Here is a 25361-nt window from a genome sequence, read left to right on the forward strand (position 1 = left end):
TCCTTTACGCGGATCGATTCGTTCGACCGTCCGTGTAATTCTCAACTCGCCTTGAACACGGAAATTCTGACACCCCCGGGATTACGAAAACATCCCAACCGTTCTCATATCCATGAAGTACAACGCGGCAACTCTCAAGGCCTGTAGATAATTAATGGCCGCAACTCAACCACGCACGTGGCATCGCGATGCCCCCTCATCCACTTAAAGTTGGCACTCGCAACGACCGAAGGTCAACGGAAATGCCCCGCGGCTCGACGCCTTGACGTTCCTTGGAGCTGCCGTACCCGGCGACGCACCACCGTCTCACCGACGCCACCCGAACGGTTTACCTCCATATGGCTATGGCCCCGGTCGAGCATCCGGCACACGGCCTGCTATTTGAAATCCGGGAAAAACGTACGTCGTTGCTTGGTCATCAGACACCTCTTCATGGCGAGCGTTCTCGCCTAAATCAGTGTCGGAAGCATTAGGCCACTAAATACTGCAATCGAGCTTGGTGTAGGCAGTCCTGGCTGCGTGGGCTTCAGCGTCGTCCCGTGGATTCGAGCAACGCCAGTCGGCAACGGCGAAAATAAGTCAATGGAGGCATGCGATGGTTCGTGGTCCGTCCGAAGAGGAATACAAGAACTTCACGTCACGCGGGAAGATTATCTATTGGACATGCTTCGGTATCATTTTTTCCGTTTTTGTAGGGTTGCTTCTGAAGCGATTTTTATTTTAAGCAAACGGGCACACGCAAAGTCTGCGTTGATGTCGTCCTAGTGTTCGACGGACAAGTGTAATGACCTAGCGGCACCCGCTCAGGTTAAGCGGCATAACGCGAATGCCTCAGTTGGGTTTTTCATCTTCCGCGTCCATCTCGTCAACGTTGCCGGCATCGTCGATTGGAATAGCGCTTGACGTCAGAAAGGCGACTTTCCGGCCGACGCACCACTCCCGTCCGCCAAGCTTAGCGAGCCCGCCGCCCCTCACGCGCTCCGGTTGCATCCATTACATCGGTTACGTCCGTTACGTCGTCGCACCGCGAATGCGCATCGATTTGCGATTACGCTTCCGGGCATGAATCACCGCGCTTTACCATGAGGCGCAACCGGCCTGCCGTGCCTTTGTGCCTCATGCGTCCCAAGCGCCCGCCCACACGGAGACGACCCTAGATGACAAAGCCCTATCTCACCGTTTTTGCCGCACTCGCGGCGACCGCCGCCATCACCTGGATGACGTTCAGCGCACGGAGTTACGCCGCCGAGCCGCAAGCCCAGGTGCAGACCAATCCCCGGCAAGACGAAATCAAATCGCTGGTCGACAGGACCATCACCCCGTTGATGGCCCGACAGGACATTCCCGGCATGGCCGTTGGCATCGTTTTCGACGGGCATGCCTACGTCTTCAATTACGGCGTGGCCGACAAGAAGGCCAACACGCCCGTCACGGCCGACACGCTTTTCGAGCTAGGTTCGGTCAGCAAGACCTTCACGGCGACACTCACCGCCTATGCGCAAAGCGTCGGTGCCCTCTCGCTCACCGACAAGACCAGCCGCTTCGTCCCCGAACTTGCAGGCACGCCTTTCGGCGACGTGAAACTCGTCAATCTCGGCACGCACACGACCGGCGGCATGCCGCTTCAAGTGCCGGACAACGTTCATAGCACCCACGACATCCTGCAATACCTCAAGTCGTGGAAGCCGGCGAAACCCACCGGCACGGTGCGCACCTATTCGAACGTGAGCATCGGTGCCCTCGGCTGGATCACCGCACGCGCCATGCACGGTGACTTCGCAACACTCGTGACCGAGCACGTCTTCAAGCCACTCGACATGCAGCACACCTACCTCCGGGTGCCGAAAGATCAGCAGGCCAACTACGCGTGGGGATATGGGAAGGATGGCAAGCCGATTCGCGTCTCACCAGGTGTGTTCGATCAAGAGGCGTATGGCGTGAAGACAACGGCGAGCGACCTGCTGCGGTTCGTTCGCGCCAACCTCGGACAGCCAGTGCAGGACGACCGGCTGCGCCAAGCGATCAACGCGACCCACACCGGCTATTTCTTCGACAAGCCGATCACGCAGGACCTGATTTGGGAGCAGTACCCGTATCCAGTCAGCATCGATGCACTGCTTGATGGCAACTCGGCCCGGATGGCGTACGAGCCGACAGCCGTTCGTGAACTTGCGCCTCCGATGGCCCCCACGCCCGTCGCCTGGATCAACAAGACGGGCTCGACGAATGGGTTCGGCGCTTATGTCGCCCTCGTCCCGTCGAAGCAGATGGGCATCGTACTGCTTGCGAACAAGAACTACGCGATGGACGAGCGCATCCGCGCGGCGCACGACATTCTGACCACCCTCGACGGGGGTGCACACGCGTCCCCCGCCGGGAAGTAACGACGTACGCGGCGGCGGGCGTCCTCGCCCGCGCCTTCGTCGTGATTCAGGCACGGCGCTGAAGCCCCGTAGGCTTTAGCGCCGTAACGCGACATCACGCAAACGCCCACACGTCCAAACGCCTGAATGCCCTGGCGTCTTAACTCCCCAACACCTCACTGCCCAAACACCTGCTCAAGCGCCGCCGCCATATCCTCGATCAGATCCTGCGGGTCTTCCAGACCGATATGCAGACGCACGATCGGGCCGGCGGACGTCCAGTCCTCGCACGTGCGCGTGCCCGCCACGTTCGACACCGTCGCCAGACTCTCGAAGCCGCCCCACGACGCGCCGATGCCGAACAGCTCTAGCGCATCGACGAAGCGGTCCGCCTGTGCCATCGTGGCGTTGGCGAATTCGAACGAAATCAGGCCGTTCGTGCCCACGCAATCCCGTTGCCACAGCGCATGCCCGGGATGCGTCGGCAGCGCCGGGCAGAACACGCGCGCCACGTCCGGCAGACTGCCGAGCCAATGCGCAACTTCCAGCGCATGACGCTCATGCATCTGCAAGCGCGCCCCCAGCGTGCGCGTGCCGCGCAGCACGAGATACGCGTCGTCCGGACTCACGGCCACGCCCTGCGCATCCGCCATTTTGGAGAGCGTTTGCCAGACGTCCTGCGTTGTGGTCACCGTCCCCATCATGACGTCGGAGTGCCCGCTCAGATATTTCGTCGCCGCCATCACCGAGACGTCAGCCCCCAACATGAGCGGACGGCACTGCACGCCCGAGCCCCACGTGTTGTCCGCCACGAGCAGCGCCCCATGACGATGCGCCAGATCGGCCAGCGCCGGGATGTCGCACATTTCATAGACAAGTGAGCCCGGCGTCTCCACGTAGATCATCTTCGTACGCGCCGTCATGTGCTCGGCCGCGTCGCTGCCATCGGCGCGGAAGTAGGTGACGTGCACGCCCCACGGCTTGAGGAACGTCTCCACGAAGTGACGCAGCGGCTGATACACGCAGTCCGAAATCAGCACATGATCGCCTGGGCGCACGTAAGCGAGAAACACCATCGAGATCGCCGCGAGCCCCGTCGGGAAGAGACGCGTGCGATAGCCGCCCTCCAGCTCTGCGACGACATCCTCCAGCGCGAAGCCCGTCGGATTGCCTCGCGCCCCGTAGGTGAACATGCGCTCGGTGCCGCGACGGCGGCGCGCGTCGTTCAGGTCGTCCATCGTTTCGAACAGCACGGTAGATGCGCGCACCACGGGCGGATTGACGGCGCGACCGCCAACCACGGCGGTGTGCGTGCCGCCCTTGACCAGACGGGTAGCGAGACGTTTGGGGGTCGATTGTCGGGACATGATGGGACGTTGGGGGGGATAAGGTTTCGAACGATTCAAACGATTCGAACGAGTCAGAAGATAACGCACGGCGTGCGCAACGGTCACGCACGCCAGCGACTGCACTTACTTCGCGGCGGCAGGCTCACCGATACGGAACGCACCGCGCTCCCGGTCGTCGAGCTGGGCCAGCAATCCCGTCTCCCACGCCAGATACTGGCGCGCCGCCGCCTTGTTGCCGTCGTGACGATCGTGCACGAAGAACAGATAGTCGATGCATTCGGCGTCCGCCGGCAATTCGGGCGTGCTCTGCACCGGCTGGCCAGCCGCGGCCCAAGCCTTGAAGCCGCCCGCAAGCAGCGAAACCGTGCGCGCGTCGTTGGCATGCGCACGCCGCCAATCGGCCGCGAACAGTTCCGCGATGCCGCGCTCGTCCGCGATGAGCACGATGGTACGCGACGCAGGCAGGCTCGGCAGCCGCGGGCGAATCGCCCACTGCGCGCCCGGCACATGCTCGCGACGGTAGCTCATGCTCGGCCGCAGGTCGACGACCGTGACGCTACCGTCGGCAAGTGCCACGGCGAGCGCTGCGACATCGATCTCGGGCAGCGTCGCGTCGACGGCCGACCCACATGCCGGCAACGACGCGCCGCTGACGAGTCCGTCGCGCAACACGTAGGCATCATGACCCAACTGACGCAGCCAGCTCGCGACGATCGGCGCGCGCACCCCATCGTTGTCGAACAGCACCACCCGGGCATGACGCACGCCCACGTATTGATCCGTCGCCTGAATCAACTGGCCGCCCGGCGTATGTTGCGCACCAGGTAGCGACCCGGCGGCGAATTCTTCCGGCGTGCGCACGTCGCACAGGAACAGCGTGCGCGACGTGTCGGTTGCCCATTGCGCAAACGTCGCGGCATCCACCTCGGGCACAGAGAAGCGCTCGGCCAACGCGCCACTCGCTTCGCGCATCTGCGCGAGACTCGACGGCGCGACCGCGTCTGGATAGCGGCGCGTGCTGCCATGCTCCAGCGGCAAATCTTCCAGATACCAGCCCTGCGTGCCGTTCTCCAGCGCCATCACCGGGTTGGGAATGCCGAGGTTGATGAGCGTCTGGGCGCCGATGATGCTGCGCGTGCGTCCGGCGCAGTTCACGACGATGGGCGTGGTGGGGTTCGGCACCAGCTCGCGAATGCGGTAGCCGAGTTCTCCGTTCGGGCAGCAAATCGACGACGGAATCGTCATCTTCAAGTATTCGCTTACGGGACGTCCGTCGAGAATCACCACGTCGTCGCCGCGCTCGCGCATGGCGGCCAGCTCACGCGCCGTCACGCGAGGCGTGTGATACGCCATCTCCACCAACTCACCGAAGGTCTTCGACGGCACGTTCACACCGGCGAACAGACGAAAGCCCGCTTGTTGCCAAGCCTGTGTACCGCCTTCGAGCACGTGCACGTCGGTATAACCGAGCGCGGCCAGACGCTGCGCCGCCTGCACTGCGACACTCGCGTCGGTGTCATAGAGCACCACGCGGGCGTCGCGTCTCGGCGCAAGCCGCACGATGTCGAGTTCGAGGCGGCTGTAGGGCAGCGTCACGCCATAGAAGAGGTGCGCTTCGCCGTACTCGCCATGCTCGCGCACGTCGAACACGGCGATCTCGGCGCCATCATGCAGCCATTCCTTGAGACGGGCGGGCGGCACAAAGTGAGGAGTAAACGAGGTCATAGCGTTGCGTTTGTTGTCAGGTTCCGCCCGGTCATACCCAATGCGTAGGGATGAACAGGCCCGCACCGCCCGGCGTGGGCGATGTGAAAGGGGGGCGCGAGGAACGCTCGCGCCGTCAGGGAGTTCGCCGCCGGGCGTCGCCGGCGGTCACTGCGCTGTTAGCGGCGGGTCTTCACGCCGATATCCATGACTTGATACGTGCCCTTGGCGAGATCGAACGTGATGCGCTCAGTCAGCGTTTCCAGCGCACGGCCGTACATGTGCAGGTGGCGAATCGGCGCGTCGCCCTGGATCTCGACGGCATGAATGTCGTCCGACGCCAGCGCAATGCCGTGGCCCGGGTCGACCACGACGGTGTCGCTCACTTCCAGTGTGCCGACGCCAGGTGTCTTGCCGTCATCGGTGCGACGGTAGACGTAGTTGTACTCAACGCCTTCGACCGCCGCGATGCAGGCCCACGTCGTATGGTTGTGCGGCGTGATCTTCTTGCCCGGACGCATAACGTTCAGGTACAGCGCGTAGGTCTTGTCAGCATCTTCATGAATCAGATAACGCGCTTGCAGTTCGCCATCGGCCGGCGGCGGGAAGTCGGCCTCGTTCCACAGCGCGTTACGGGCGGCGAGCGATTTGACCTGATCGAGTACGGCGGCCAGCGCGTGGCGCGTCTCGCCCTCAGGGGCCAGCGACGCCTTCATGGCTGCAATGGCGTCGCCGACGGCGGCCTGACGTTGTTCGGCTAGGGTGGGCGTGGACATGTGAAGTCTTCTCCGTAGGATCTGTTTCGCGACGGGCCCCGGCTGAGGCGCGGTCGCGTGTTCGGGTATGGCGTAAGTGTCGCGTGCGTCGTGCTTGTCGGGACGGCCTCAGGCCGGCACGGCGTCGCGCGGCACGCCGATCATCGGCGACGGACGCAGCACGTCCTGCAGGAATCGCTGCGCGCGCGCGTGCTTCGGCTGGCTGAAGAATTCCGCCGGCGGCGCGTCTTCGAGCAACTGTCCCTGGTCCATGAACCAGACGCGGCTCGACACATCGCGCGCAAAGCCCATCTCGTGCGTGACGATCATCATTGTCAGCCCCTCTTCCGCCAGCGAGCGCATGACCTGCAAAACCTCCTGCACCATTTCGGGATCGAGGGCGCTCGTCGGCTCGTCAAACAGCATGAGCGGCGGCTTCATGGCGAGCGCGCGGGCAATGGCCACACGTTGCTGCTGACCGCCCGAGAGGTTCGCCGGCATGGCGTCGATCTTGTGGGCGAGGCCAACCTTAGCGAGCAACGTCTCGGCTTGAGCCGTCGCTTCGTCGCGCGACATGCCGAGCACCTTCGTCGGTCCGAGCATCAGGTTCTGGCGCACCGAGAGGTTCTGAAACAGATTGAAGCTCTGGAACACGAAGCCGATCCGGGCACGCAATTGATTGAGCCTGACGTCGCGCGCGGTGACGTCCTTGCCCTCGAAAAGGATGCGGCCTTTCTGGATGGCTTCGAGCCGCGTGACGGTACGAATCAGCGTCGACTTGCCGGAGCCCGACGGACCGCACACGACTACGACTTCGCCGCGCCCGATGGTGGCATCGATCCCCTTGAGGACGTGATGTTCGCCGTAATACTTATCGACCTTCTCGAATGCGAGCATGGTCATGATCGCGTTCTCCTTCTTGAATTCTGCACTTAGGCCAATCCCGCACGCTGACGGGCGATACGACGCTCGAGCCAGCCAGCGAAACGCGAAATGGCGAAACACAACACGAAATAGAAAGCTGCGAGCACGAGGAACGTCTGCAGCGGCTTGGTCAGCACGATCGTATTGACCTGCGCGGCCGAGTACGTCAGCTCGGGCACCCCGATCACATAGGCGAGCGATGTCGCCTTGATGATCGACACGAACTGGTTGACGATCGACGGCAACATGTTCGCGAGCGCTTGCGGCAATTGCACGTAACGCATGCTTTGCAGCCACGACAGCCCGTTCGAGCGCGCCGCTTCCATCTGGCCGCGCGGCAGGCCTTCAAGGCCAGCACGCACGATCTGCGACAGGAAGGCGCTCTCGTAGACGATGATCGCGCACACGGCCGTGGTGAATGCCGATACCTCGGCGCCCACGAGCAGCGGCACAGCAAAGTATGCCCAGAAGATAATCATCAGCAGCGGAATGCCGCGCACCAGTCGCGTCCATACACCGGCCGCACGTCGCAGCCAGCGCAGCGGCGAGACTTGCGCCATGCCGATCACCACCGCGATGGGAAACGACATCACCAGCCCGAGCGCCGAGAGAATGAGCGTGATCGCCACGCCGCCAAGCGGGCCGTTGGGCCAGCTCCCGACGAGGAACAGCGCGAGATAGTCATGCAGGATCTCGTACATCGTCTCAAACTCCCGAGGGTGCCGTACGGCGTTTGGCAACGTGCTCGGAGAGCGCCATCAAGGCCAGCGTGCCGATCAGATACAGGATCGTCGCCACCATGAACACATCGAACGTGCGGAACGTCAGGTTGTCGATCTGACGCGTGCGATACATCAGTTCGTGCACGCCAATCGCCATCGCCAGCGAGCTGTTCTTGAAGAGCAGCAGCGCCTGATTGAGCAACGCGGGCGTCGCCACGCGAATGCCCTGCGGCAGCACGACATAACGGAACGACTGCAAGTACGTGAGACCGATAGACCACGCGGCCTCCTGCTGCGTGTGCGGAATCGCGCGCAGCCCCGAGCGCAGGTCTTCGGAGATGAACGCACCGGCATTGAGCGCCAGGGCCAGCGTTGCGAAGACGAACTCGGTGTTGCCCGCGTTGATCCAGTCGCGCAGGCCCTCGGGCAGCAGTTGCGGCACGCCGAAGTACCACACGAGAATCTGCACCAGCACCGGCACGTTGCGGTGATATTCCACCACCACGATCACGAAGCCCTTGAAGAACTTGACCGGCAGGGCGCGCAGCGTGGTGAGCACCACGCCCACCACGATGGCTAGCAGCCCCGAGACCACGAACAGTTGGAGCGTGGTCAGCACCCCGTCGCGAAACAGCTTCAGGTAGCCGTCTTCGAGCAGAAACGAAAGTTCGAACATTACGCCGCGTCTCGCTTACTGCACCTTGATCGGCTCGACCTTATAGTCGCGCGTGAACTTGTAGACCGACTTGTTGCCGAGCCACTTGTCGAAGCTGTCCTGCAAACCATTCGACTTGTCGTAGTCGACCAGGATTTTGTTCACGGCGGCGAGCAACGCGGGTTCGTTCTTGTTGGTCACCACGCCCCAACGTTCTTCGAAGACCGACTTGGTGAGCAGTCGGTATTGCTGACCGCCCTTGGCGGCAGCTTCGTTGGCGAAGCGCGCCAGAATCAGTTGACCCGCCACCAGTCCCTCGACCTTACCCTGCTGCAGCGCGAGGAACGCCGACGAAATGTCGTGGAAGGTAAGCAGGTTCGAATCGGGTAGGCGCGTGACCGACACGGCGGCCGAGCTGGACCCCTCGGACGCCGCGATTTTCTTGCCGGCGAGCTGCTCGAGCGTCTGTACCGGCGAGTCGGCGCGCACCAGCACGCGAATCGGGGCAACGAAGTACTGGTCGCTGAAGTCAACCTGGGCGGCACGGGCCGGCATCCAGGCGACGGCGGCGGCCAGCACGTCGACGCGATGCGTCTTGAGTTCGGGGATGCGGGCGTCGGTCGACAGCGCACGGTGTTCGAGCTTCACGCCCAACCCCTTCGCGATCGCGTTGCACACGTCAACGTCGAATCCGACGATCTTGCGCGTGGCCGCGTCGGGAAACGCATACGGCTCGCTGGCGTTCTGCGTGCCGCAAACAAGCGTGCCGCGCGCCTTGATGTCGGCCAGTTGGTCAGCGTGTGCGATGCCCGTGATGGCGAGTGTCGCGAACAGCGCGGCTGCAAAGTGTCGTTGCCACATGATCCTGAGTCTCCTTGAGTTCGACCGAAGGGCGAATCGATGATCGGGGGGGCCGGTCAACGCCGGCCTCCCACCGATTACATAAATATTGCTTGAGTGTCAGGCAGGTTATCGACCAAAATTCCCGAGAACAATTTAATTTTTATCTCGAACACATTAGCCAGCCTGAAGTATCGACCCAAAACCCATGCGAAATCTCGATATTGATCTGCTGCGCACTTTCGTGGCGATTGCGCAGCATGAGACCTTTGCGGCGGCCGCCACGCGCGTGGGACGCACGCAGTCCGCGATCACCCAGCAGATGCAGCGGCTCGAACAGGAGATGGGGTGTGCGCTGTTCGAAAAGCAGGGCCGTCAGAAAGCGATGACCGCCGACGGCGTGCGGCTGGTTGCCTACGCGAACAAGATTCTGGCGCTCAACGATCAGGCCGTGCAGGTCATGCAAACGCGCGGGCCGGTGGAAAAGCTGCGCATCGGGTCGCCGCATGACGTGGCCGACTCGATTCTGCCGAGTATGTTGCGACGGCTATCGAAGCTCTCGGCGGAATTGCAGTTGGAGATCATCGTCGGACGCAGCCCGCATTTGATGGATGCCCTGCGCGACAAGGAGCTCGATCTGGCGATCTCGACACGCTACGACGAAGCCTTCCCCGGCATCAAGCTGCGCACTTCGCCAATGGTTTGGATCTGCGCCGACGACTTCATCTTCAATTCGTCCGCGCCCGTGCCGCTGGTGATGGCCGACGAGCTGAGCCTGTTTCGCCGCCTGTCCATCGAACGGCTCAACGCGGCGGGCATCGCCTGGCGCACGAGCTTCATCTCGCCAACGCTCACCGGCATCAGGGCGGCGATCAGCGCGGGCCTCGGGGTGACGGCTCGCACCACCGAGCTTCTCGATGCGAACATGCGCGTGCTCTCCGAAGCCGACGGCCTGCCGCGCTTGCCCGACGTCGCGTTCTATCTTTACGTGCAGCCGACGTGTACGAGTCAGGTCCTGCGCGAGTTGTTCGAGTCGACAGAGCACATCGCCACGCGCTTCGGTCCGCCGTTTCTGATCGGCGAGTAATCGGCGGCGCGCCCCCGATCCGCGGGAAGCCGAATCGGGGATATACTGCCCCCTAGTATGTACGTGCTAACATTTTCGGCCATTTGATCGACACAGACAGGAGCGCGACAGACCGTGCACACGATTCGGGAAAAGCACAAGTTGCTGGCACGCGTACGTCGCATTCAGGGACAGGCGCAGGCGTTGGAGCGTCAGTTGAGCGAAGAGGGCGACTGTATCGAGATTCTCCAGCAGATCGCGGCGATTCGCGGGGCGGTCAACGGCTTGATGGGCGCGGTCATCGAGGGGCATCTCGTCGATCACCTCGTCAACGAGTCCGAGCAGGCGCATCGCGAGGCCGAACTGGCCCCCATGCTTCACGTCATCAAGGCCTATCTGAAGTAGCCGTCACACGCCCATGCTTCGTTTCGAGAATCTTGCCAAACGCTTCGGCACTTTCACGCTTTTCGAGCACCTGAGCTTCCACGCCGAGCGCGGATGCTTTGCTCTGCGCGACGAAGGGGGCGGCGGCAAGACCACACTGCTCGGCATGCTCGCGGGCACTGTCGTGCCCGACGACGGCCAGGTCTGGATTGACGGACACGCCATGCACGACGCCCCCGCCGAGGCCAAGGCAGCGCTCGCCGTAGTGCCGTTCGACTGCCTGGGCGAGCCGTCGCAAACCGGACGAGGCTTTCTCGAACAGCGCGCCGCCGACAGGCAAACGCACGTGAGTGCCAGCGTGCTCGATCTGGCCGAGCGGTTCGGCCTGATGCCGCATATGGAAAAACGCTTCGACCAGATGTCGCTCGGCACACGTCGCAAATTCTATTTGACCGCCACGCACTTCGGCACGCCGCGCGTGATTCTCGCGGACGAGCCCAGTGGCGGACTCGATGCCGCCTCGCGCGCCGTGCTGATCGACTGGTTCACGACCCTCGGCAAGGATCGCTGCGTCTTCTTCTCGACCCACGACGATGCGCTGGCAGACGGCTGCCAAGCGACTTCGCTCGGCTTCCCCGATCTCACGCGCGCCAGCGCCCTCTGATTTTCCGTTCGTTTTCCCATGCGCCGCAAGGCGCCCTCATGCGTTCATTGATCTGCACTCATTAAAGTTTCGGCCTTCCCCGGCCGTAAGGGCAGAGAGTAAAGCAGCAATGTATCGATGCGACGGCGCGGGCGGTATTGCCCGGCCTGTCGGCCCCCCCCATTCAACGGTCCGCGCGCGGGCCTACCGATGAAAGCTCATGAAAGTCACTTCGTTGCGAACCCGGATTCTGCTCATTTCCTGCCTGACGGTGGTGGGCGCGCTGATTCTCTCTGGCATCACGACTTACGTCATCGTGCGTGACAGCATGATGTCGAGCATCGCCGACACGCTGTCGGCCGTGGCCGACGGGAACGCGGGCACCATCGAGCGCTGGTCCGCCGACAAGGCGCAGGCGGTCGTGGCGACGTCGCAAGTCGTCGAGAAAGGAGATCCGGCCGGGCTCGTGAAGCTCATGGGCAAGACCAACGACTTCCCGATCACGAGCATCGGCTGGTCGGACAAAACATTCTTCTCCACCGCGCCCACGCCGCCGGACTACGACCCGACGGCGCGCCCGTGGTACAAGAGCGCCCTGGCGGCGGGTAAGCTCACCGTCACCAAGCCGTATGGCGATTCGTCGACGGGCATTCCGTATGTCGCCTTCACCGCGCCGATCCTGCGTGACGGCCAGACCACCGGCGTGGTCAGCGGCGCCGTGGCGCTCACTGGCGTTCAGGACATCATCAAGGCCGTGCATCCCACCCCGTCGAGCCTCGCGCTGGTGGTGGCGAGCGACGGTCAGGTGATCGCTCACCCGGACAGCAAATTCTCGCTCAAGCCGTCGACGGACGTCGCCCCCGCGCTCACCGCCGACTCGCTGCCGGGCATGGCTGCCGACGGCGCCGCACCGGTCGCGATGGAACTCTCCGGCGCACCCAAGCTGCTCAAGGCCAAGCGCATTCCGGGCACGGACTGGTATCTGGTGGTGGCGCTCGACCGCACGGAAGCCACGGCGGGCCTGACGCATGTGCTGGGCGCAACGGGTATCACGCTCGTGGTGCTGACGTTGATCGCACTGGTCATCGCCTCCATCTTTACGTCGCGCGCGTTCAAGCGTTTGTCGATCGTGCGCGACGCCATGGACACCATCGGCTCGGGCGACGGCGACCTGACGCAGCGTCTCGATGTCATCGGGCAGGACGAGGTGGCGCAAATCTCGAAGTCGTTCAACGCATTCGTCGACAAGATCAGTTCGGTGATGCTCGACGTGCGCTCGGGCGTGTCGTCGATGACGTCGGCCACCAGCGAGATCGAGATGGGCAACCGCGATCTGTCGCAGCGTACGGAAGCTTCGGCGGGGTCGTTGCAGGAGACGTCGTCGGCGCTCACGGAGATGACGTCCAGCGTCAAGCAGACGGCCGAGACCGCCGAGCATGCCACGCGTCTGGCCAACGATGCGAGCGCCGCCGCCGCGCGTGGCGGTCAGGTCGTCACCGATGCGGTCGGCACGATGGCGGCGATCACGCAGTCGTCGGAACGCATCACGGAGATCATCAGCGTGATCGACGGTATCGCGTTCCAAACCAATATCCTGGCGCTCAACGCGGCCGTGGAAGCGGCACGTGCGGGCGAGCAGGGGCGCGGCTTCGCCGTGGTGGCGGGCGAGGTTCGCACGCTGGCCCAGCGCAGTGCGGCGGCCGCGCAGGAAATCAAGGCCCTGATCGAGACGTCGGTGCAGAACGTCAAGAGCGGTACGGAGCGGGTGCAGGCGGCGGGCACGACGATGAACGAAATCGTCGACGGGATTACGCGCGTGCAGCGTCTGGTGAGCGAGATCAACGGCGCCATGACCGAGCAGAGCACGGGCATCAGCCAGATCGACCGCTCTGTCTCGGAGATGGATCAGGCCACGCAGCAGAACGCCGCGCTGGTGGAAGAATCGGCGGCCGCGTCGGCCATGCTGAGCGAGCAGGCTCGTATGCTGGCGGAGACAGTGGCGCGCTTCCGTCTGCGCGATGGGCAGCACGCGGTGCCGCACGCGCCGTCGTTGTCGGTGGTGGGGTCGACGAAACGTCGAGCGGCTTGAGGGACCGTAGCGGCCGTTCACAAAACTCGATTTTCCCGTTACAATCGCCGTCCCCTGCCCAGGTGGCGGAATTGGTAGACGCACTATCTTGAGGGGGTAGCGCCGAGAGGCGTGCGGGTTCGAGTCCCGCCCTGGGCACCAGGCATTCAAAAGGCAGATGAACGCGAGTTCGTCTGCCTTTTTGTTTTACCAGCCTGTTTCACTGACGCCGCGAGGCCGTCAACTGCGCGAACTGCGCGTGACGGTTCCGGCGTTCCCACGCGCATGGAGCGTCTTCGAGAGGCGATATTCGTGCCATGTGAGCCCAATGATGGCAATGTCGAGTACCGTGAGGACCAGCAACCATGGCGAATGGGTGAACGTGAATCGGTAGAGCTGGTAGACGACGAACAGGGCGAACGCGACCATCGAAACGGGGAAATACCAGAGCTTGTCGCGCAGCAAGCCGATGATCAGCCATAACTTGATCACGCCGTGCGCGAGCAGGTAAGCCGCCGCGAACTTCTGCGAGCTGACGGAAAGATGCTGCACCGTATGCAGCAAAAAGCGGGCGACGACATCGTGCGGATCTTCCGCAATCTCGTTCCCCGTCACCCAAAGCACGGTCGACAGCAGGAAATGCCGGGGGATAAAGTACGCCACGACGCCGCCGACGATCTCGGCAACGGCGAAGAGCGCCTTTATCCACAGGCTCGCCTCGAAGATGAAATGGAGCCGCTTCTCGTAGACGTCGGAGAAGCCCATCACGCGCCGCCCCCCTCATGCACATTGGTCGATGCGCCTGGCACGACGACGGTCACGCTCAGGCCCGTTCGCGCGCCTTCATCCGCGTAGGCAAGGCGCACATCGGCGCCGGCCTTCTCGGCAATGGCTTTCACGATCGACAGCCCAAGGCCCGATCCCACTTCGCTGGTGCCCAGCCCTCGGTAGAACGCATCGAAAACACGATCGCGCTCCTTCGGTGCAATGCCCGGACCGGTGTCCTTGACGCACAGAACCGTCTGCCCCTTGCCCGACGCGAGCATCATGTCCACCCGCCCCCCGGCCGGCGTATAGCGAATGGCGTTGTCGACCAGGTTCTTGATCAGCATGCTCAGGTCCGCCTCGCTCATCGGTAGCGACGCGTCCTCAACCGCCTCGATGCCAAGGTCGATTCCCTTGGCTTCGGCCAGCGGGTACAGCGTTTCCAGCGTTTGACGGAAGACGCGCAGGACGGAGTCGGTGGTGGCATGCCCGTCGCTCTGCGTCGCCTGCACGCTGGACAACGTCAGAAGGTGCTCGAGCATGTGTCGACCGCGCTCGATGCCTTGGCGCAATTCCACCAGGCGCTCCCTTGCCGTCGCGGACATATCCGCCTCGGCAAGGCGCTCTGCCTGAAGCGAAAGCGCCGTCAACGGCGTGCGCAATTCATGCGCGGCGTCGGCCACGAAGCGGTGCTGCGCGTCCACCGACGTCGACACGCGCGACAACAGGTTGTTGATGGCCCGCAGAAACGGACGAATCTCGTTCGGCAGATGCTCGGTCGACACCGGATGCAGCTCGCTGTATTGACGCCTGTCGATCTCGCTCGACAGGCTCGCCACCGGCCGGAATATCCTGCGCACCAGCCAACCGACCACCAGCAGCAACACGGGAACGAATGCCACGAGCGGCATGATGGTCCGGATCGCGCTGGTCCGGGCGATCTGGTCGCGCACGTCCGTCTCTTGCGCCACCGCGATACGCGCGCCGGATTGCAGTGTCTTGACCAGCACCCGATACGGCTCCTTGCCCACGGTGACGGTCGACAGGCCGTCGGCCATCGTCACCGGCAGCGACAGCGGCAGCTTGTCGTCGCCGTCGCCCGCGCCCGGACGCGTTGCCACCCCGAGCGGCTGAACGACCACGCGGGCCTCCTCACCGCTCGCCTGCGGCGCCTGAGGCGCCTGAAGATTGCGAAATTCGCTGGTCTGCAGATGGTTGTTATCGACGAGGGCCGCGACCTGACGCAGCACATCGTCCTGCAGTTCATGGGCTTCGTCGAACGCTGCGGCGAACGAAATGACCCCGGCGATCACGGCAAAGACGAGGATCGCCACCGAGAGCCACAGGCTCAGGCGCAGGCGAATGGAATCGCTCAATCGCCCTTTAATACCATCCATCCCGCTCCCCTCACGTTTTTAATGATGCTCGAGCCGAGCTTCTTGCGAAGCGAGTGAATGAGAAATTCGATGGCATTGCTCTCGACCTCGTCCCCCCACCCGTAAATCCGGTCTTCCAGATCGCTTCTGGACAGGATGGCCCCGGGCCGCGTCAGCAACGCCTGCAGCAAGGCGAACTCCCGATTCGACAATTGCACTGGTGCAACGTCCGACGTATGGGCTTGCCGGGTGCCCGGATCGAGGGTGACGATGCCATTCGACATCACCGGCAGCGCCTGTCCCGCCTGACGCCGCATGACGGCCCGGATGCGGGCGAGCAATTCCGCCATCTCGAAAGGCTTCAGCACGTAGTCGTCAGCGCCGGCGTCGAGGCCCTTTAATCGTTCCGGCAGTGTATCGCGCGCCGTGACAATGATGATGGGAACCTGATGCCCTCGCGATCTCAGGCTTTGCAGCACCGCGTGACCGTCTTTGCCCGGTAGGCCCAGATCCAGCAGTACCAGGTCGTAATGCTGGCAGTCGGCTGCCGCCAGCGCCGCCTGCCCGTCGGTAACCCAATCCACGGCGAATGTCGCATCCTTGAGCGAATCGCGAACAACACTGCCGATCATCGGATCGTCTTCGACGAGCAAGATGCGCATGTCATTTCCTTTCTAGCGACGGATCAATGCGCTTTCGCCGCGGCGCGTTGCCGGAACAAGAGCAGACTCGTCAGAATAAATGCAAGCAGGGCAAACGACGCCGAGTACCGGCTCAGGGCAAGTCCACCGGCGCTGACCGGCTTGTCCAGAAAATCACCGACAACGGCACCCAGCGGACGCGTCAGGATGAACGCCGCCCAGAACAGGAACGTGCGCGACGTGCGTGTCCACAAATACGCACCGACGAGAATCAACAGGAGCGCGCCGAACACCACGGCCGCGCCCGTATAGCCGAGCCCCGCGGTGTCCGCAGTCCAGTCACCCAATGCGGTGCCCAGCGTCTGGGAAAACATGATCGTAACCCAATAAAACGCTTCGGCCTTGGGCGAGTGGATCGAATGCACGGACACGGAGCCCATCGTTCGGTACCAGAGCCACAGAGAGCCAAGCAGCAAGGCGAGCAGGATCGACGAGCCTCCGGCGTAGCCGATGCCAAGCGACCGATCGGCGAAGTCCGCGAGTGTGGTGCCGACCGTCGTCGTGGCAATGATCGTCACCCAGTACAACGCGGGCGAAAATGCCTTTGCACGAATCTGCGCCGAGACGGCAATGGCGAACACCACCGCGAAGATCGCGGTGCCGACAAGGTAGCCGAGATTCATCGACATCGAGACGGCATCGCCTCCGGTCTCGCCCAGGGTCGTGGCGGCGATCTTGATCACCCAGAACAAGAGGGTGACCTCGGGGACCTTGCTAAGTGTTTTCTGTACGGTTGTATTCACGGTTGGAAGAGTCCTCTAAAAATTCAGACTTGCTGACGCGCTGCATTGCGCTCGGCAATGGAGAGATACAGGACCAGCGCTACGATTGCCGTAACGAATACGGCGCTCGTGCCGACAACACCCAGGCCCAGACCACCATTGGAAATGGGTTGCGACAGAAGATCACCACACGAGGCGCCGAACGGGCGAGTCAGGATATAGGCGATCCAGAACGTGGTGACAGCGTTTCGCCGAAACACAAATCTCGCAATGGCGGCCAGGCCGATCAGCGCACCGAACACCAAAGCGGAATTCGCGTACCCAAGATTTAGGCCTTCGGCCACCCAGTCGCCCGCTGCCGTGCCCAGTGCGAAGGTGAGCAAAATCGCGGTCCAATAGAAAAGCTCACGTTTGATCGTGTCGATCGAATGAATCGACAACGTCCGCTCCTTCGCATACCAAATCCCGAATGTCGTGAGCAACGCGGCCGAAAATGCAAGCGTCGACACTGCAAGCGGTACGCCAAGGTTGTCGCTCAAGTTGTCGGTGACGAGCGTTCCGAAAACACTGACAAATACGACGGTGCTCCAATAGCGCCATGGGATGTATCGGCGCGCATTGATTTGCAGTCCCAGGAAGATCGCCAGAAGCAAACCCATCACGGCAGACGTACCGGTCAATCCGAACCCAAGATTGACGTTCAAGAAGTCGGCCGCCGTCTCTCCGACCGTCGTTGACATCATTTTGATGAGCCAGAACGTCAAGGTCACTTCAGGCACTTTGTTTAACCATACCGGGCTAGATGCATTGACACGATTCATGCTTGCCTCCGGGTTCGTTAGATAACATGTGAATTGTCTAACAAAACGATTAGCTCACCCTTAGTCCGCCGCACGGCATGTTGCTCATGCCCGAACCCATCCACGTTCGATCAAACGCGCGAAAAGCTTCTGGTGAATCGCCATGGCCAGACGGTAGGCTGCTGTTCGAAGCCAGCGCATTTGCCGCGTGGCAAGCCAAGCGGAAATGCCCGCAACAACTGCCGATCCCGCCATATCCATCGGGTAATGCACGCCGAGGAAAATGCGCGCCCACGCCACGGGGAGGCCGAGCAGTGCGACGGCAATGCCCACCGTTCGGGTTCGGTTGTCCAACAGGAGCGCGCTGGCGACGGACCAGATCAGCGTGAAGTGATCGCTCGGAAATGAACTGTCTGCCGCGTGCGCCAGATAGGTGTGTCCGATGCCAACGACAAACGGGCGCGGATGTTGCCACACCCAGCCAATCGCCTGATTGACGGCGAGGCCGATGGCGCCGGCCATGGCGGCGGCAATCAGCGACCGGCGCTGCGCCTCGTCGGCGCGCAGCCACATCAGCCCCATTGCCACAGGCACCGTCAGAATCAAGTACTGCGCAAAGAAAACCGCCATGCCGAATACCGGGGGCGTGGGTAATGCCGACGCATTGAGCATGAGAAACAACGTGTCATTCAGGCGCTCCATGCGGCGTCTTCCTTGAAATGAGATGGCTTAAAGTGACGCGGGAATTCGCGCAAAACGAAGCCTATGCCCCCACTCTTAGCCACGCATTAGAAACTGTCGTTATCTGCGCGGTTTCGGGGCGATGATGGTGGCGGCGCATGAAGGCCCGCTTGCGTCGACAAACGAATTCGCCCGCAGCCACCGGGAACGGTGGGCGGGCGAATGTGTTTGCTGCGGAAATTCGTGTCGCGCGACGGCGATCAGACAGCGTCGCGCGACAAACCGGCCGTTAGCGGGTCGTGCTGGGTTCCGGCTGGTTCTGCACAGGGAGCATCTTGTGCAAGGTGCCGTCACGCAGCACCCAGTGATGGTAAAGCGCGGCACAGATATGCATCCCGATCGCGCCAAGCAACACGTAGGCAAGGAACGAGTGCACGTCGCCCATCGAGTGGCCGAAAGACGATCCCTGCGTCGACAACGCGGGCAACGGCACCACGCCCAGCAACTTCAGTCCGTAGCCCCGTGCCGACGCGTTGATCCAGCCCAGGACGGGCACGACCACCAACAGCGCATACAAGCCCTTGTGCGCAACGGACGCGAACATGTGCAAGATCGACTTCTTGTCTTTCGTCGGCGTGCTGCGACAGCGCGACCACACCAGTCGAATCGCGGTGAGTCCCAGAATCGTGACGCCCAGCGAGAGATGCCACGCGACAAGTCCGATGGCAGGCGTGTTGCGCGTGATATCGGGCATCGTCAAGGCGACAACGAATTGCGCAGCCAACAAGGCTGCAGTAAGCCAGTGCAGATAGCGGGATGCCGCATCGTAACGGGTAATGGTTTGTTTCATCGAAGCCTCTTCGCCACTGATTGAAAACGTAATCCGGCTGACACGATCGCCAAGCGCCGTGCCCCATGGATCAGAATTCTGGGGCGCGACACTTAGCGAAGACTTAGCAAGTGCGAATTTCGCGACCGAATCGTCAATGTCGAACGGTCTGACGGCGCATGGCGATTACGGATTCGCATACTGACGCTCGATCGACGTCTCACTCGCGACCTGCATCTTCGGTGTCCACGCCGTGTGTGTGCGGGCCGTCAGGTGAACCACGGGATAGGCGTTACGTGACTGCGTGAGCAAGCCGTGTTGCTCGGCCCGGCTCAGGCTTTGCTCGACGGCAAGCCGCGTGACGTGCATTTGAGGACGATGGAGCATCGCGGTCTCAGGATAGACGGTGTCGCCTTGCTGCATCAGTCCGTGCTTTTCCGCGCTTACGAGTTGCGCATACACCTGCGCACGTGTGAGTGACGAGGACGGAGCACCGCTGGACATCACGGATTGGCTTTGTGCCGCTTGCGCGTTGATTTGTACTGCACCAAGCAATCCCGCCACGGCAACGAGCGCAGCAACATATGAGGTCTTCATGATCGAACTCCTAAGGGTGACGATGAGTGTGAAGGGGCGATGACTCGGCCATCGCGCAACCTTCACATTGATCGTAGGCGCGCTGCCTTAGCGAACCCTTAGCGCGATCGCGCGTTGCCCCTCGGTCATTCGTCACACGCGCGTGAGTACAGTTCAGTGTACGAAACGACGATTTCGCTACCGCTCGACGAGACGGCTGTGCCTGAACACAACGCCTTTGATCGCATCCAGAACGAATGCGAACACGGTCACGGCGACCAGGAGCATGCCGATGAGCGTTATCGGCACAGCCGCCATCAACGTTCCGCTCGCGGCCATGCCACTGACGATGGACACAGCGCTCACGCTCGCCACCACGAGGACCCGGCTGGGCGCCAACGATCCGATCCGCCCGTCGGTGCGCAGCACATAGACGTTGGCCTGCGTCGTGAAGACCAACAAGAGAAATACCAACGTCTGCATCTGCGCGAGATCCAAGCCGAGCCGGCTGCGCATCGTCGCATAGAGCGACAGCGAGAACGCGAGCGACACCGCCGCCAGAACAGCTGCCGCACTGATGAGTTGTCCTACTTGCCAGCGCTGCGGTCGGCTTGCCGGCAGCGTCCTGTCGGCGGCGATACTCATCGTGACAAAGTCACTCGCAAACAGCAGCAGCACGATCAACGGCGACGAGATCACGAAGCCGTGCGTGAACCACAGACCGAGCGTCAGGAACACGACGATTTCCAGCGTCTTGACGACTTTGTTAAGGATGTACGTCAGCATTCGGCGATGCACTTCCCGTCCCGCCGCGACCACCGACAATACGCCCTCGAGACCTGGATCGGTCAGCACGACGCCTGCCGCCGCCTTGGCCACGTCGGTCGCGCTGGCGACGGCGATGCCGAGTTCCGCCTGACGCAACGCGGGGGCATCGTTCACGCCATCCCCGGTCATGCCGGTCACGTGTCCCGCCGCTTGCAGCGCGGCAACGATGGCATGCTTCTCTTCAGGCAACACGCGCGCAAAGATGTCGCATTGCTCGGGGTGACGCAGATCGTCGGCATGCGCGGAGCATACGCGCGCACCAAGGCCAAGCCGTTGTCCGATGGCCTTCGCCGTTTCCAGCGCGTCACCTGTGGCCATGCACACCCGCACACCCAGGTTGCCCAGCTTGACGATGAGATCGTGGGCATCTTCTCTGGGCGGGTCCGACAACGCTACGAGGCCCACCATCCGGATAGCGCCCGCGCCCCCTTGCGCAACAGCCAGCACGCGCGCGCCGGCGCCCTCCAACAGCCGTTCCGCTTCGGTAATCGCATCGGGTTGCGCGGGCGACGCGCCGCACTGTGCCAGCACGGCATGGGTCGCGCCCTTCAGCGCATACCATTCGGTGCCATCGACGAGATAGACGCCCTCGCTGAAGCGCGTCGCGGGATCGAAAGGACGGAAGGCTTTGCGCACTGGGAGCGCTTGCGCACCGGGTTGGCCACGATGGGCCGCAAGAATAGCGAGGTCCAGGGGGTCTTGCGAAGCATCGTCGCTCGCCAGCGAGGCCGCGCGCAGCACGGCCATGTCATCGAAACCCTCGAAGGCGGTCACTTTCGCGACCGACAACTCGTTCTTCGTCAACGTGCCGGTCTTATCGGAGAGCAACGTGTCCATCGCCGCAGCCTCTTCAACCGCCGGCAGTCTCGTGACCAGCACGCCTTGCTTGGCCAACGCGGCACTCGCCATCGCGGTGGCCAACGTGTAGGTGGCCGGGAGCGCGACCGGCACGGACGCCACGAGCAGCAGCAGCGCGAAGATCGCCGTCTCCGTCATGGGAAGTCCGTGCGTCACAGCGTAGAGAATCACCAGAACGACCAGCACGGCGTCGAAAGCGACGAGGCGTTTGACGATCGCGAAAATGGTGCGCTGCATGTGACTCGGTGCATTCGAGGTGCGCACCAGTTCAGCAGTCCGGCCGAAGTAAGTGCATGCCCCGGTGGCAGTGACCTCGCCACTGCCTTCCCCCTGACGCACGATCGACCCGGTGTAGGCCGGCTGCCCCGGACCGGCGCCAACGGCCAGCGACTCGCCCGTGAGCACCGATTGATCGAGCGATACGTCGCCGTCGAACAACTTGAGGTCGGCGGGCACGATGTCGCCGGCGCGCACGTGGACGACATCTCCCGGCACGAGTTGGGTGGCCGATAGCCGCATCCATTGCGCGTCGCGCACCACGCGCGCACTGACTTGCAACTGGCGACGCAGCAGTGCCAGCGCGTCCTTGGCGCGACGTTCCTGGACAAATGCGACGGCCGCATTGAAAGCCAACAGAAACAGGATGACGAGGGCCTCCTGAGGTCTGCCCAGCGCCACTTGAAGCACAACGACCGCTTCCAGCATCCACGGCACCGCCCCCCAGAATTTGCCTACGAACTGGCGCCAGGCGGGGAGTTGCACATCCTCGATGACATTGGCGCCGAACCGTTGCAGCCGATCCTGCGCCTCGGGAGTCGTCAGCCCTTTCGCGGGGTCGGTGGGCGGCAGCGGGTCCTCCGCTTCGGGATGAACGGCAGATGACATGACCTGGGAAGGCGTACCCATAGACGTAGTCCTCTCGGTAACCCATCGCCTGCGCGATGGGCCTGCCCGGTCCCCGTCGGGTGACCGGGACGCAATGGAAATCGTACGCCTTATTGCCCGGCCATCAACGCGGGAACATCGACGTCAGTGCGACAGCACTTCCAGACGTACGCCATTCGTCTTCGGTCCGAACGCCCCGATGGAAATCATGACGATCACCATGCAGACCGTAATGCCGGTAAAGACGCCGGGCACACCGAAGTCGCGCAGCAATGCCGCGATGAGGAAGCCGGAAAGCATGGCGCCCGCCCGACTGGCCGAATACACGATCCCGTTGGCGCGGCATCGAATCGCCGTCGGGAAAAGCTCGGCCTGATAGGCGTGATAGCAAACCGAGATGATCTGGCCGAACAGGCTGATCACGATGCCACACACGATCAGCCCCGGCACGCTGGTCAAGCGGGCGAACGTAAGTCCGAATACCACGACGGCCGCGGCGGAGCCGACGATGAGCCACTTGCGCTCGATTCTGTCGGCGAAGAGGAGGGTCAGCGCCGGTCCGAGCGGTAGCGCAAACGCGATGATGAAGGAATACAGCAGGCTCTTCGTCACGGTAATACCCTGACCAATCAGCAGCGTCGGCACCCAGTTGGCGAATCCGTAGTACCCGATGGCCTGACAGAAGTTGAACGCGATCAGCATCAACAGACGCGAGCGGTACGGCGGCTGAAGCAGTTCCGCAAACGTTGCCCGGCGTTGCGGCGGCAGTTGGACGACGTCAGCCGGCGCCGGTAACGGCGAACCCGTCTCGCGCATCACGGCTTGCTCCATGTGCGAGACAATCGCGTCGGCTTTGTCGGCGCGACCATTCATGGCGAGCCAACGCGGGCTTTCCGGCACGGCGCGTCGCACAAACCAGACCAGCACGGCGCCCACCGAACCCGCGAGCACCACCCAACGCCATCCGTCGAGTCCGAACAGAGTGGTCGGCACCAACCAGTAGGACAGCAGTGCCGCGACCGGCGCAGCCGCGAACATGACCATCTGGTTGAACGCCATCGCACGTCCGCGCATGTGTTGTGGCATCAGTTCGGTCACGTAACTGTCGATCGTGACGATTTCCACACCGACGCCGATCCCGGCGATGAAGCGCCAGATAATCAGCGTCTCCGGTGAGTTCGACAGCGCCATGATGGCCGAGCAAACCGAGTACCACAGCAGTGAATACGTGAATACGGCACGGCGGCCGAAGCGATCCGGCAACCCGCCGAAACAGAATGTGCCGACGAACAAGCCGGCGAATGTCGCGGCGATGAAGCCCGCGATGCCATGCAATCCGAACAGCGAATGTGTAGTGGCGCTCAGCAGTCCGCTCTTCGCCATGCCGGGCGCAATGTACCCGGTGAAAATCAGGTCGTAGATTTCGAAGAAGCCGCCCAGCGAAATCAGCAGAACGAGCTTCCAGAGATAACCGGTGACGGGCAGCCGGTCCATTCGGGCCGCAATTTCGGCGGCTGGGTGAATGTCGGCGGGAACGTGATTTTCTGCAGTGGGCGGTGCGCCCGCGGTCAGACCTGTTGTCATGCTTGTCTCCAGAGTGTCCATCGCGGCATGGGTTTTGTTATGGCACCGCGACATCGTTTAAGCGCGTATCGCTGGCGGACTTCGCCAGAGGTGCGATGACGCGGGGGTGCGAGGGTGCGCTTATGTCAGGCGCCGACCTTGCGAGTCAGGCGTCCGAGGATTTGCTGCGTGTGCTCACCGACTTTTGCGAGCGCCTGCCTGACGCCGGGACGGCGCCCACCCAACGTGATCGGCAGGAGCACGACATCGGTGACGGTGCCGTCGTCGGTCTCCATCGGCGCAATGCCGCCGCTGGCGCGAAGATGGGGATCGTCGAGCAACTGTTCGGGACGCACGATCGGCGCGAACGGAATGCCCGCCGCTTCGAGTTGAGGCATCAGCGCCTGCATGTCGTGATGGCGAAGCACGGTGCCGAGTCGCTCCAGCAGATGCGGTCGCACGGCGACGCGGTCGGCGTTCGTGGCGAATTGCGGTTCGGCGGCGAACTCGGGGCAGCCGAGCACATCGCAAAGCTTGAGGAACTGCTTGTCGCTGACCGCGCCGATGAAGAGCTGCTCGTCGTGGGCGAGCGTGAACACGTCGTAGACGCTCCAGGCCGACACGCGGGCGGGCATCGGCGGCGGGGCTTCGCCCGTCATCGAGTACTGTTGCATGTGCTGTGAGCTGAGGAAAACGCAGTTCTCGAACAACGCGCTCTGCACCTCCTGGCCCCGGCCTGTCGCATCGCGCTCGCGCAGGGCGGCCAGCACGCCGATCGCGCCGAACATGCCGCCCATGATGTCGTTGACCGATGTGCCGGCGCGAAGCGGGCGGCCTACAGGGCCCGTCATGTAGGAGAGTCCGCCCATCATCTGCACCACTTCATCCAGCGCCAGACGCTTCTCGTACGGCCCAGGCAGGAAGCCCTTGTGCGACACGTAGATGAGGCGCGGGTGTTCACGGGACAGTGTCGCGTAATCGAGGCCGCACGCCGCCATCAGGCCGGGGCGGAAGTTCTCTATCACGATGTCGCACGCGCCGATGAGGTCGGCCGCCGTCTCGCGGCCCTCAGCGGTATTGATGTCGATGACGACGCTTTTCTTGTTGCGATTGAAGGCGCGGAAGAATCCGATGCCCAATCCCGGCAACTTGCGTGTCTTGTCGCCGCCGGGTGGTTCGACCTTGATGACCTCGGCGCCCAGGTCCGCGAGAATCATCCCGCAGGTCGGGCCCATCACCATGTGGGTGAACTCAACGACTCGCACACCGTCGAGCGGCAAACGATTTTCTTGGGACATCATGTC

General features: G+C 62.7%; 23 protein-coding genes and 1 tRNA gene. 6 read left to right on the plus strand and 18 right to left on the minus strand.

What is annotated here, in order from left to right:
• The first annotated feature begins 1157 nt into the window (after positions 1–1157).
• Positions 1158–2384 (plus strand): PNC family class C beta-lactamase, encoded by a 1227-nt coding sequence (blaPNC, locus tag PSO31014_RS19720; RefSeq protein ID WP_150553171.1) that lies wholly within the window; start codon positions 1158–1160, stop codon positions 2382–2384.
• A 155-nt stretch (positions 2385–2539) separates the two neighbouring features.
• Here the strand turns inward: blaPNC and metC are convergent, their stop codons facing one another.
• The 7 genes from metC to PSO31014_RS19755 all read right to left on the minus strand — a co-directional run bounded on the left by metC (position 2540) and on the right by PSO31014_RS19755 (position 9333).
• The gene (gene metC / locus PSO31014_RS19725; protein WP_150553172.1) at positions 2540–3730 is read right to left on the minus strand and encodes a cystathionine beta-lyase; all 1191 of its coding nucleotides are present in this window, start codon (positions 3728–3730) and stop codon (positions 2540–2542) included.
• Between the two features lie 105 nt (positions 3731–3835).
• The gene (locus PSO31014_RS19730; RefSeq protein WP_150553173.1) at positions 3836–5437 is read right to left on the minus strand and encodes a rhodanese-like domain-containing protein; all 1602 of its coding nucleotides are present in this window, start codon (positions 5435–5437) and stop codon (positions 3836–3838) included.
• A gap of 158 nt (positions 5438–5595) precedes the next feature.
• The gene (locus tag PSO31014_RS19735) at positions 5596–6192 is read right to left on the minus strand and encodes a cysteine dioxygenase family protein (RefSeq protein ID WP_150553174.1); all 597 of its coding nucleotides are present in this window, start codon (positions 6190–6192) and stop codon (positions 5596–5598) included.
• Positions 6193–6300: 108 nt separating this feature from the next.
• A complete protein-coding gene (locus PSO31014_RS19740) occupies positions 6301–7068 on the minus strand; it encodes an amino acid ABC transporter ATP-binding protein (RefSeq protein WP_150553215.1) in 768 nt (255 codons plus the stop codon).
• Positions 7069–7103: 35 nt separating this feature from the next.
• On the minus strand, positions 7104–7796 hold the full coding sequence (locus PSO31014_RS19745) for an amino acid ABC transporter permease (protein ID WP_017231483.1): 693 nt from the start codon (positions 7794–7796) through the stop codon (positions 7104–7106).
• Positions 7797–7800: 4 nt separating this feature from the next.
• Positions 7801–8493, minus strand: a complete 693-nt coding sequence (locus PSO31014_RS19750) for an amino acid ABC transporter permease (protein WP_150553175.1) — start codon at positions 8491–8493, stop codon at positions 7801–7803.
• A 15-nt stretch (positions 8494–8508) separates the two neighbouring features.
• Complete coding sequence (locus PSO31014_RS19755) at positions 8509–9333, minus strand: transporter substrate-binding domain-containing protein (RefSeq protein ID WP_150553176.1); 825 nt, start codon at positions 9331–9333, stop codon at positions 8509–8511.
• 187 nt (positions 9334–9520) lie between these two features.
• On the opposite strand from PSO31014_RS19755, the gene PSO31014_RS19760 reads away from it, so the two are divergent.
• The 5 genes from PSO31014_RS19760 (at position 9521) to PSO31014_RS19780 (ending at position 13635) form a co-directional block, all read left to right on the plus strand.
• A complete protein-coding gene (locus tag PSO31014_RS19760) occupies positions 9521–10399 on the plus strand; it encodes a LysR substrate-binding domain-containing protein (RefSeq protein ID WP_017231480.1) in 879 nt (292 codons plus the stop codon).
• A 114-nt stretch (positions 10400–10513) separates the two neighbouring features.
• Positions 10514–10783, plus strand: a complete 270-nt coding sequence (locus PSO31014_RS19765; protein WP_150553177.1) for a metal/formaldehyde-sensitive transcriptional repressor — start codon at positions 10514–10516, stop codon at positions 10781–10783.
• Positions 10784–10796: 13 nt separating this feature from the next.
• Positions 10797–11426 (plus strand): ABC transporter ATP-binding protein, encoded by a 630-nt coding sequence (locus PSO31014_RS19770; protein ID WP_150553178.1) that lies wholly within the window; start codon positions 10797–10799, stop codon positions 11424–11426.
• 199 nt (positions 11427–11625) lie between these two features.
• A complete protein-coding gene (locus PSO31014_RS19775) occupies positions 11626–13494 on the plus strand; it encodes a methyl-accepting chemotaxis protein (RefSeq protein WP_150553179.1) in 1869 nt (622 codons plus the stop codon).
• A gap of 56 nt (positions 13495–13550) precedes the next feature.
• Positions 13551–13635 (plus strand) — tRNA-Leu (locus PSO31014_RS19780).
• 78 nt (positions 13636–13713) lie between these two features.
• Here PSO31014_RS19780 and PSO31014_RS19785 read toward each other — a convergent pair.
• The 11 genes from PSO31014_RS19785 to PSO31014_RS19835 form a co-directional block, all read right to left on the minus strand.
• Positions 13714–14238, minus strand: a complete 525-nt coding sequence (locus tag PSO31014_RS19785) for a DUF2127 domain-containing protein (RefSeq protein ID WP_150553216.1) — start codon at positions 14236–14238, stop codon at positions 13714–13716.
• A complete protein-coding gene (locus PSO31014_RS19790; RefSeq protein ID WP_150553180.1) occupies positions 14238–15635 on the minus strand; it encodes an ATP-binding protein in 1398 nt (465 codons plus the stop codon). The genes PSO31014_RS19785 and PSO31014_RS19790 overlap by 1 nt, the downstream gene beginning before the upstream one ends.
• On the minus strand, positions 15611–16276 hold the full coding sequence (locus PSO31014_RS19795; protein ID WP_017231474.1) for a response regulator transcription factor: 666 nt from the start codon (positions 16274–16276) through the stop codon (positions 15611–15613). Before PSO31014_RS19795 ends, PSO31014_RS19790 begins: the two co-directional genes overlap by 25 nt.
• A 23-nt stretch (positions 16277–16299) precedes the next feature.
• The gene (locus PSO31014_RS19800; RefSeq protein ID WP_026131502.1) at positions 16300–17058 is read right to left on the minus strand and encodes a COG4705 family protein; all 759 of its coding nucleotides are present in this window, start codon (positions 17056–17058) and stop codon (positions 16300–16302) included.
• A gap of 23 nt (positions 17059–17081) precedes the next feature.
• Positions 17082–17858: a COG4705 family protein gene (locus tag PSO31014_RS19805; RefSeq protein ID WP_150553181.1), complete on the minus strand. Its 777-nt coding sequence runs from the start codon at positions 17856–17858 to the stop codon at positions 17082–17084.
• 84 nt (positions 17859–17942) lie between these two features.
• Positions 17943–18539 carry an undecaprenyl-diphosphatase gene (locus PSO31014_RS19810; protein ID WP_150553182.1) on the minus strand — a complete coding sequence of 199 codons (597 nt, stop codon included), beginning with the start codon at positions 18537–18539 and terminating at the stop codon, positions 17943–17945.
• A 268-nt stretch (positions 18540–18807) separates the two neighbouring features.
• Complete coding sequence (locus PSO31014_RS19815; RefSeq protein WP_150553183.1) at positions 18808–19368, minus strand: cytochrome b; 561 nt, start codon at positions 19366–19368, stop codon at positions 18808–18810.
• A 165-nt stretch (positions 19369–19533) separates the two neighbouring features.
• Positions 19534–19944: a DUF4148 domain-containing protein gene (locus PSO31014_RS19820; protein ID WP_150553184.1), complete on the minus strand. Its 411-nt coding sequence runs from the start codon at positions 19942–19944 to the stop codon at positions 19534–19536.
• Positions 19945–20121: 177 nt separating this feature from the next.
• Positions 20122–22494, minus strand: coding sequence for a plasma-membrane proton-efflux P-type ATPase (locus PSO31014_RS19825; protein WP_150553217.1), 2373 nt, complete (start codon positions 22492–22494; stop codon positions 20122–20124).
• Between the two features lie 144 nt (positions 22495–22638).
• A complete protein-coding gene (locus PSO31014_RS19830; RefSeq protein ID WP_150553185.1) occupies positions 22639–24078 on the minus strand; it encodes an MFS transporter in 1440 nt (479 codons plus the stop codon).
• Between the two features lie 125 nt (positions 24079–24203).
• Positions 24204–25355 (minus strand): CaiB/BaiF CoA transferase family protein, encoded by a 1152-nt coding sequence (locus PSO31014_RS19835; protein WP_150553218.1) that lies wholly within the window; start codon positions 25353–25355, stop codon positions 24204–24206.
• Between the last annotated feature and the right edge of the window lie 6 nt (positions 25356–25361).

The sequence above is a fragment of the Pandoraea soli genome, from assembly GCF_902459595.1.
Classification (GTDB): Bacteria; Pseudomonadota; Gammaproteobacteria; order Burkholderiales; family Burkholderiaceae; genus Pandoraea; species Pandoraea cepalis.

Coding starts and splice junctions, on each gene's coding strand:
- blaPNC (WP_150553171.1), top strand. CDS start 1,158: ATGACAAAGCCCTATCTCACCGTTTTTGCCGCACTCGCGGCGACCGCC.
- metC (WP_150553172.1), bottom strand. CDS start 3,730: ATGTCCCGACAATCGACCCCCAAACGTCTCGCTACCCGTCTGGTCAAG.
- PSO31014_RS19730 (WP_150553173.1), bottom strand. CDS start 5,437: ATGACCTCGTTTACTCCTCACTTTGTGCCGCCCGCCCGTCTCAAGGAA.
- PSO31014_RS19735 (WP_150553174.1), bottom strand. CDS start 6,192: ATGTCCACGCCCACCCTAGCCGAACAACGTCAGGCCGCCGTCGGCGAC.
- PSO31014_RS19740 (WP_150553215.1), bottom strand. CDS start 7,068: ATGCTCGCATTCGAGAAGGTCGATAAGTATTACGGCGAACATCACGTC.
- PSO31014_RS19745 (WP_017231483.1), bottom strand. CDS start 7,796: ATGTACGAGATCCTGCATGACTATCTCGCGCTGTTCCTCGTCGGGAGC.
- PSO31014_RS19750 (WP_150553175.1), bottom strand. CDS start 8,493: ATGTTCGAACTTTCGTTTCTGCTCGAAGACGGCTACCTGAAGCTGTTT.
- PSO31014_RS19755 (WP_150553176.1), bottom strand. CDS start 9,333: ATGTGGCAACGACACTTTGCAGCCGCGCTGTTCGCGACACTCGCCATC.
- PSO31014_RS19760 (WP_017231480.1), top strand. CDS start 9,521: ATGCGAAATCTCGATATTGATCTGCTGCGCACTTTCGTGGCGATTGCG.
- PSO31014_RS19770 (WP_150553178.1), top strand. CDS start 10,797: ATGCTTCGTTTCGAGAATCTTGCCAAACGCTTCGGCACTTTCACGCTT.
- PSO31014_RS19775 (WP_150553179.1), top strand. CDS start 11,626: ATGAAAGTCACTTCGTTGCGAACCCGGATTCTGCTCATTTCCTGCCTG.
- PSO31014_RS19785 (WP_150553216.1), bottom strand. CDS start 14,238: ATGGGCTTCTCCGACGTCTACGAGAAGCGGCTCCATTTCATCTTCGAG.
- PSO31014_RS19790 (WP_150553180.1), bottom strand. CDS start 15,635: ATGGATGGTATTAAAGGGCGATTGAGCGATTCCATTCGCCTGCGCCTG.
- PSO31014_RS19795 (WP_017231474.1), bottom strand. CDS start 16,276: ATGCGCATCTTGCTCGTCGAAGACGATCCGATGATCGGCAGTGTTGTT.
- PSO31014_RS19805 (WP_150553181.1), bottom strand. CDS start 17,858: ATGAATCGTGTCAATGCATCTAGCCCGGTATGGTTAAACAAAGTGCCT.
- PSO31014_RS19810 (WP_150553182.1), bottom strand. CDS start 18,539: ATGGAGCGCCTGAATGACACGTTGTTTCTCATGCTCAATGCGTCGGCA.
- PSO31014_RS19815 (WP_150553183.1), bottom strand. CDS start 19,368: ATGAAACAAACCATTACCCGTTACGATGCGGCATCCCGCTATCTGCAC.
- PSO31014_RS19820 (WP_150553184.1), bottom strand. CDS start 19,944: ATGAAGACCTCATATGTTGCTGCGCTCGTTGCCGTGGCGGGATTGCTT.
- PSO31014_RS19825 (WP_150553217.1), bottom strand. CDS start 22,494: ATGTCATCTGCCGTTCATCCCGAAGCGGAGGACCCGCTGCCGCCCACC.
- PSO31014_RS19830 (WP_150553185.1), bottom strand. CDS start 24,078: ATGACAACAGGTCTGACCGCGGGCGCACCGCCCACTGCAGAAAATCAC.
- PSO31014_RS19835 (WP_150553218.1), bottom strand. CDS start 25,355: ATGTCCCAAGAAAATCGTTTGCCGCTCGACGGTGTGCGAGTCGTTGAG.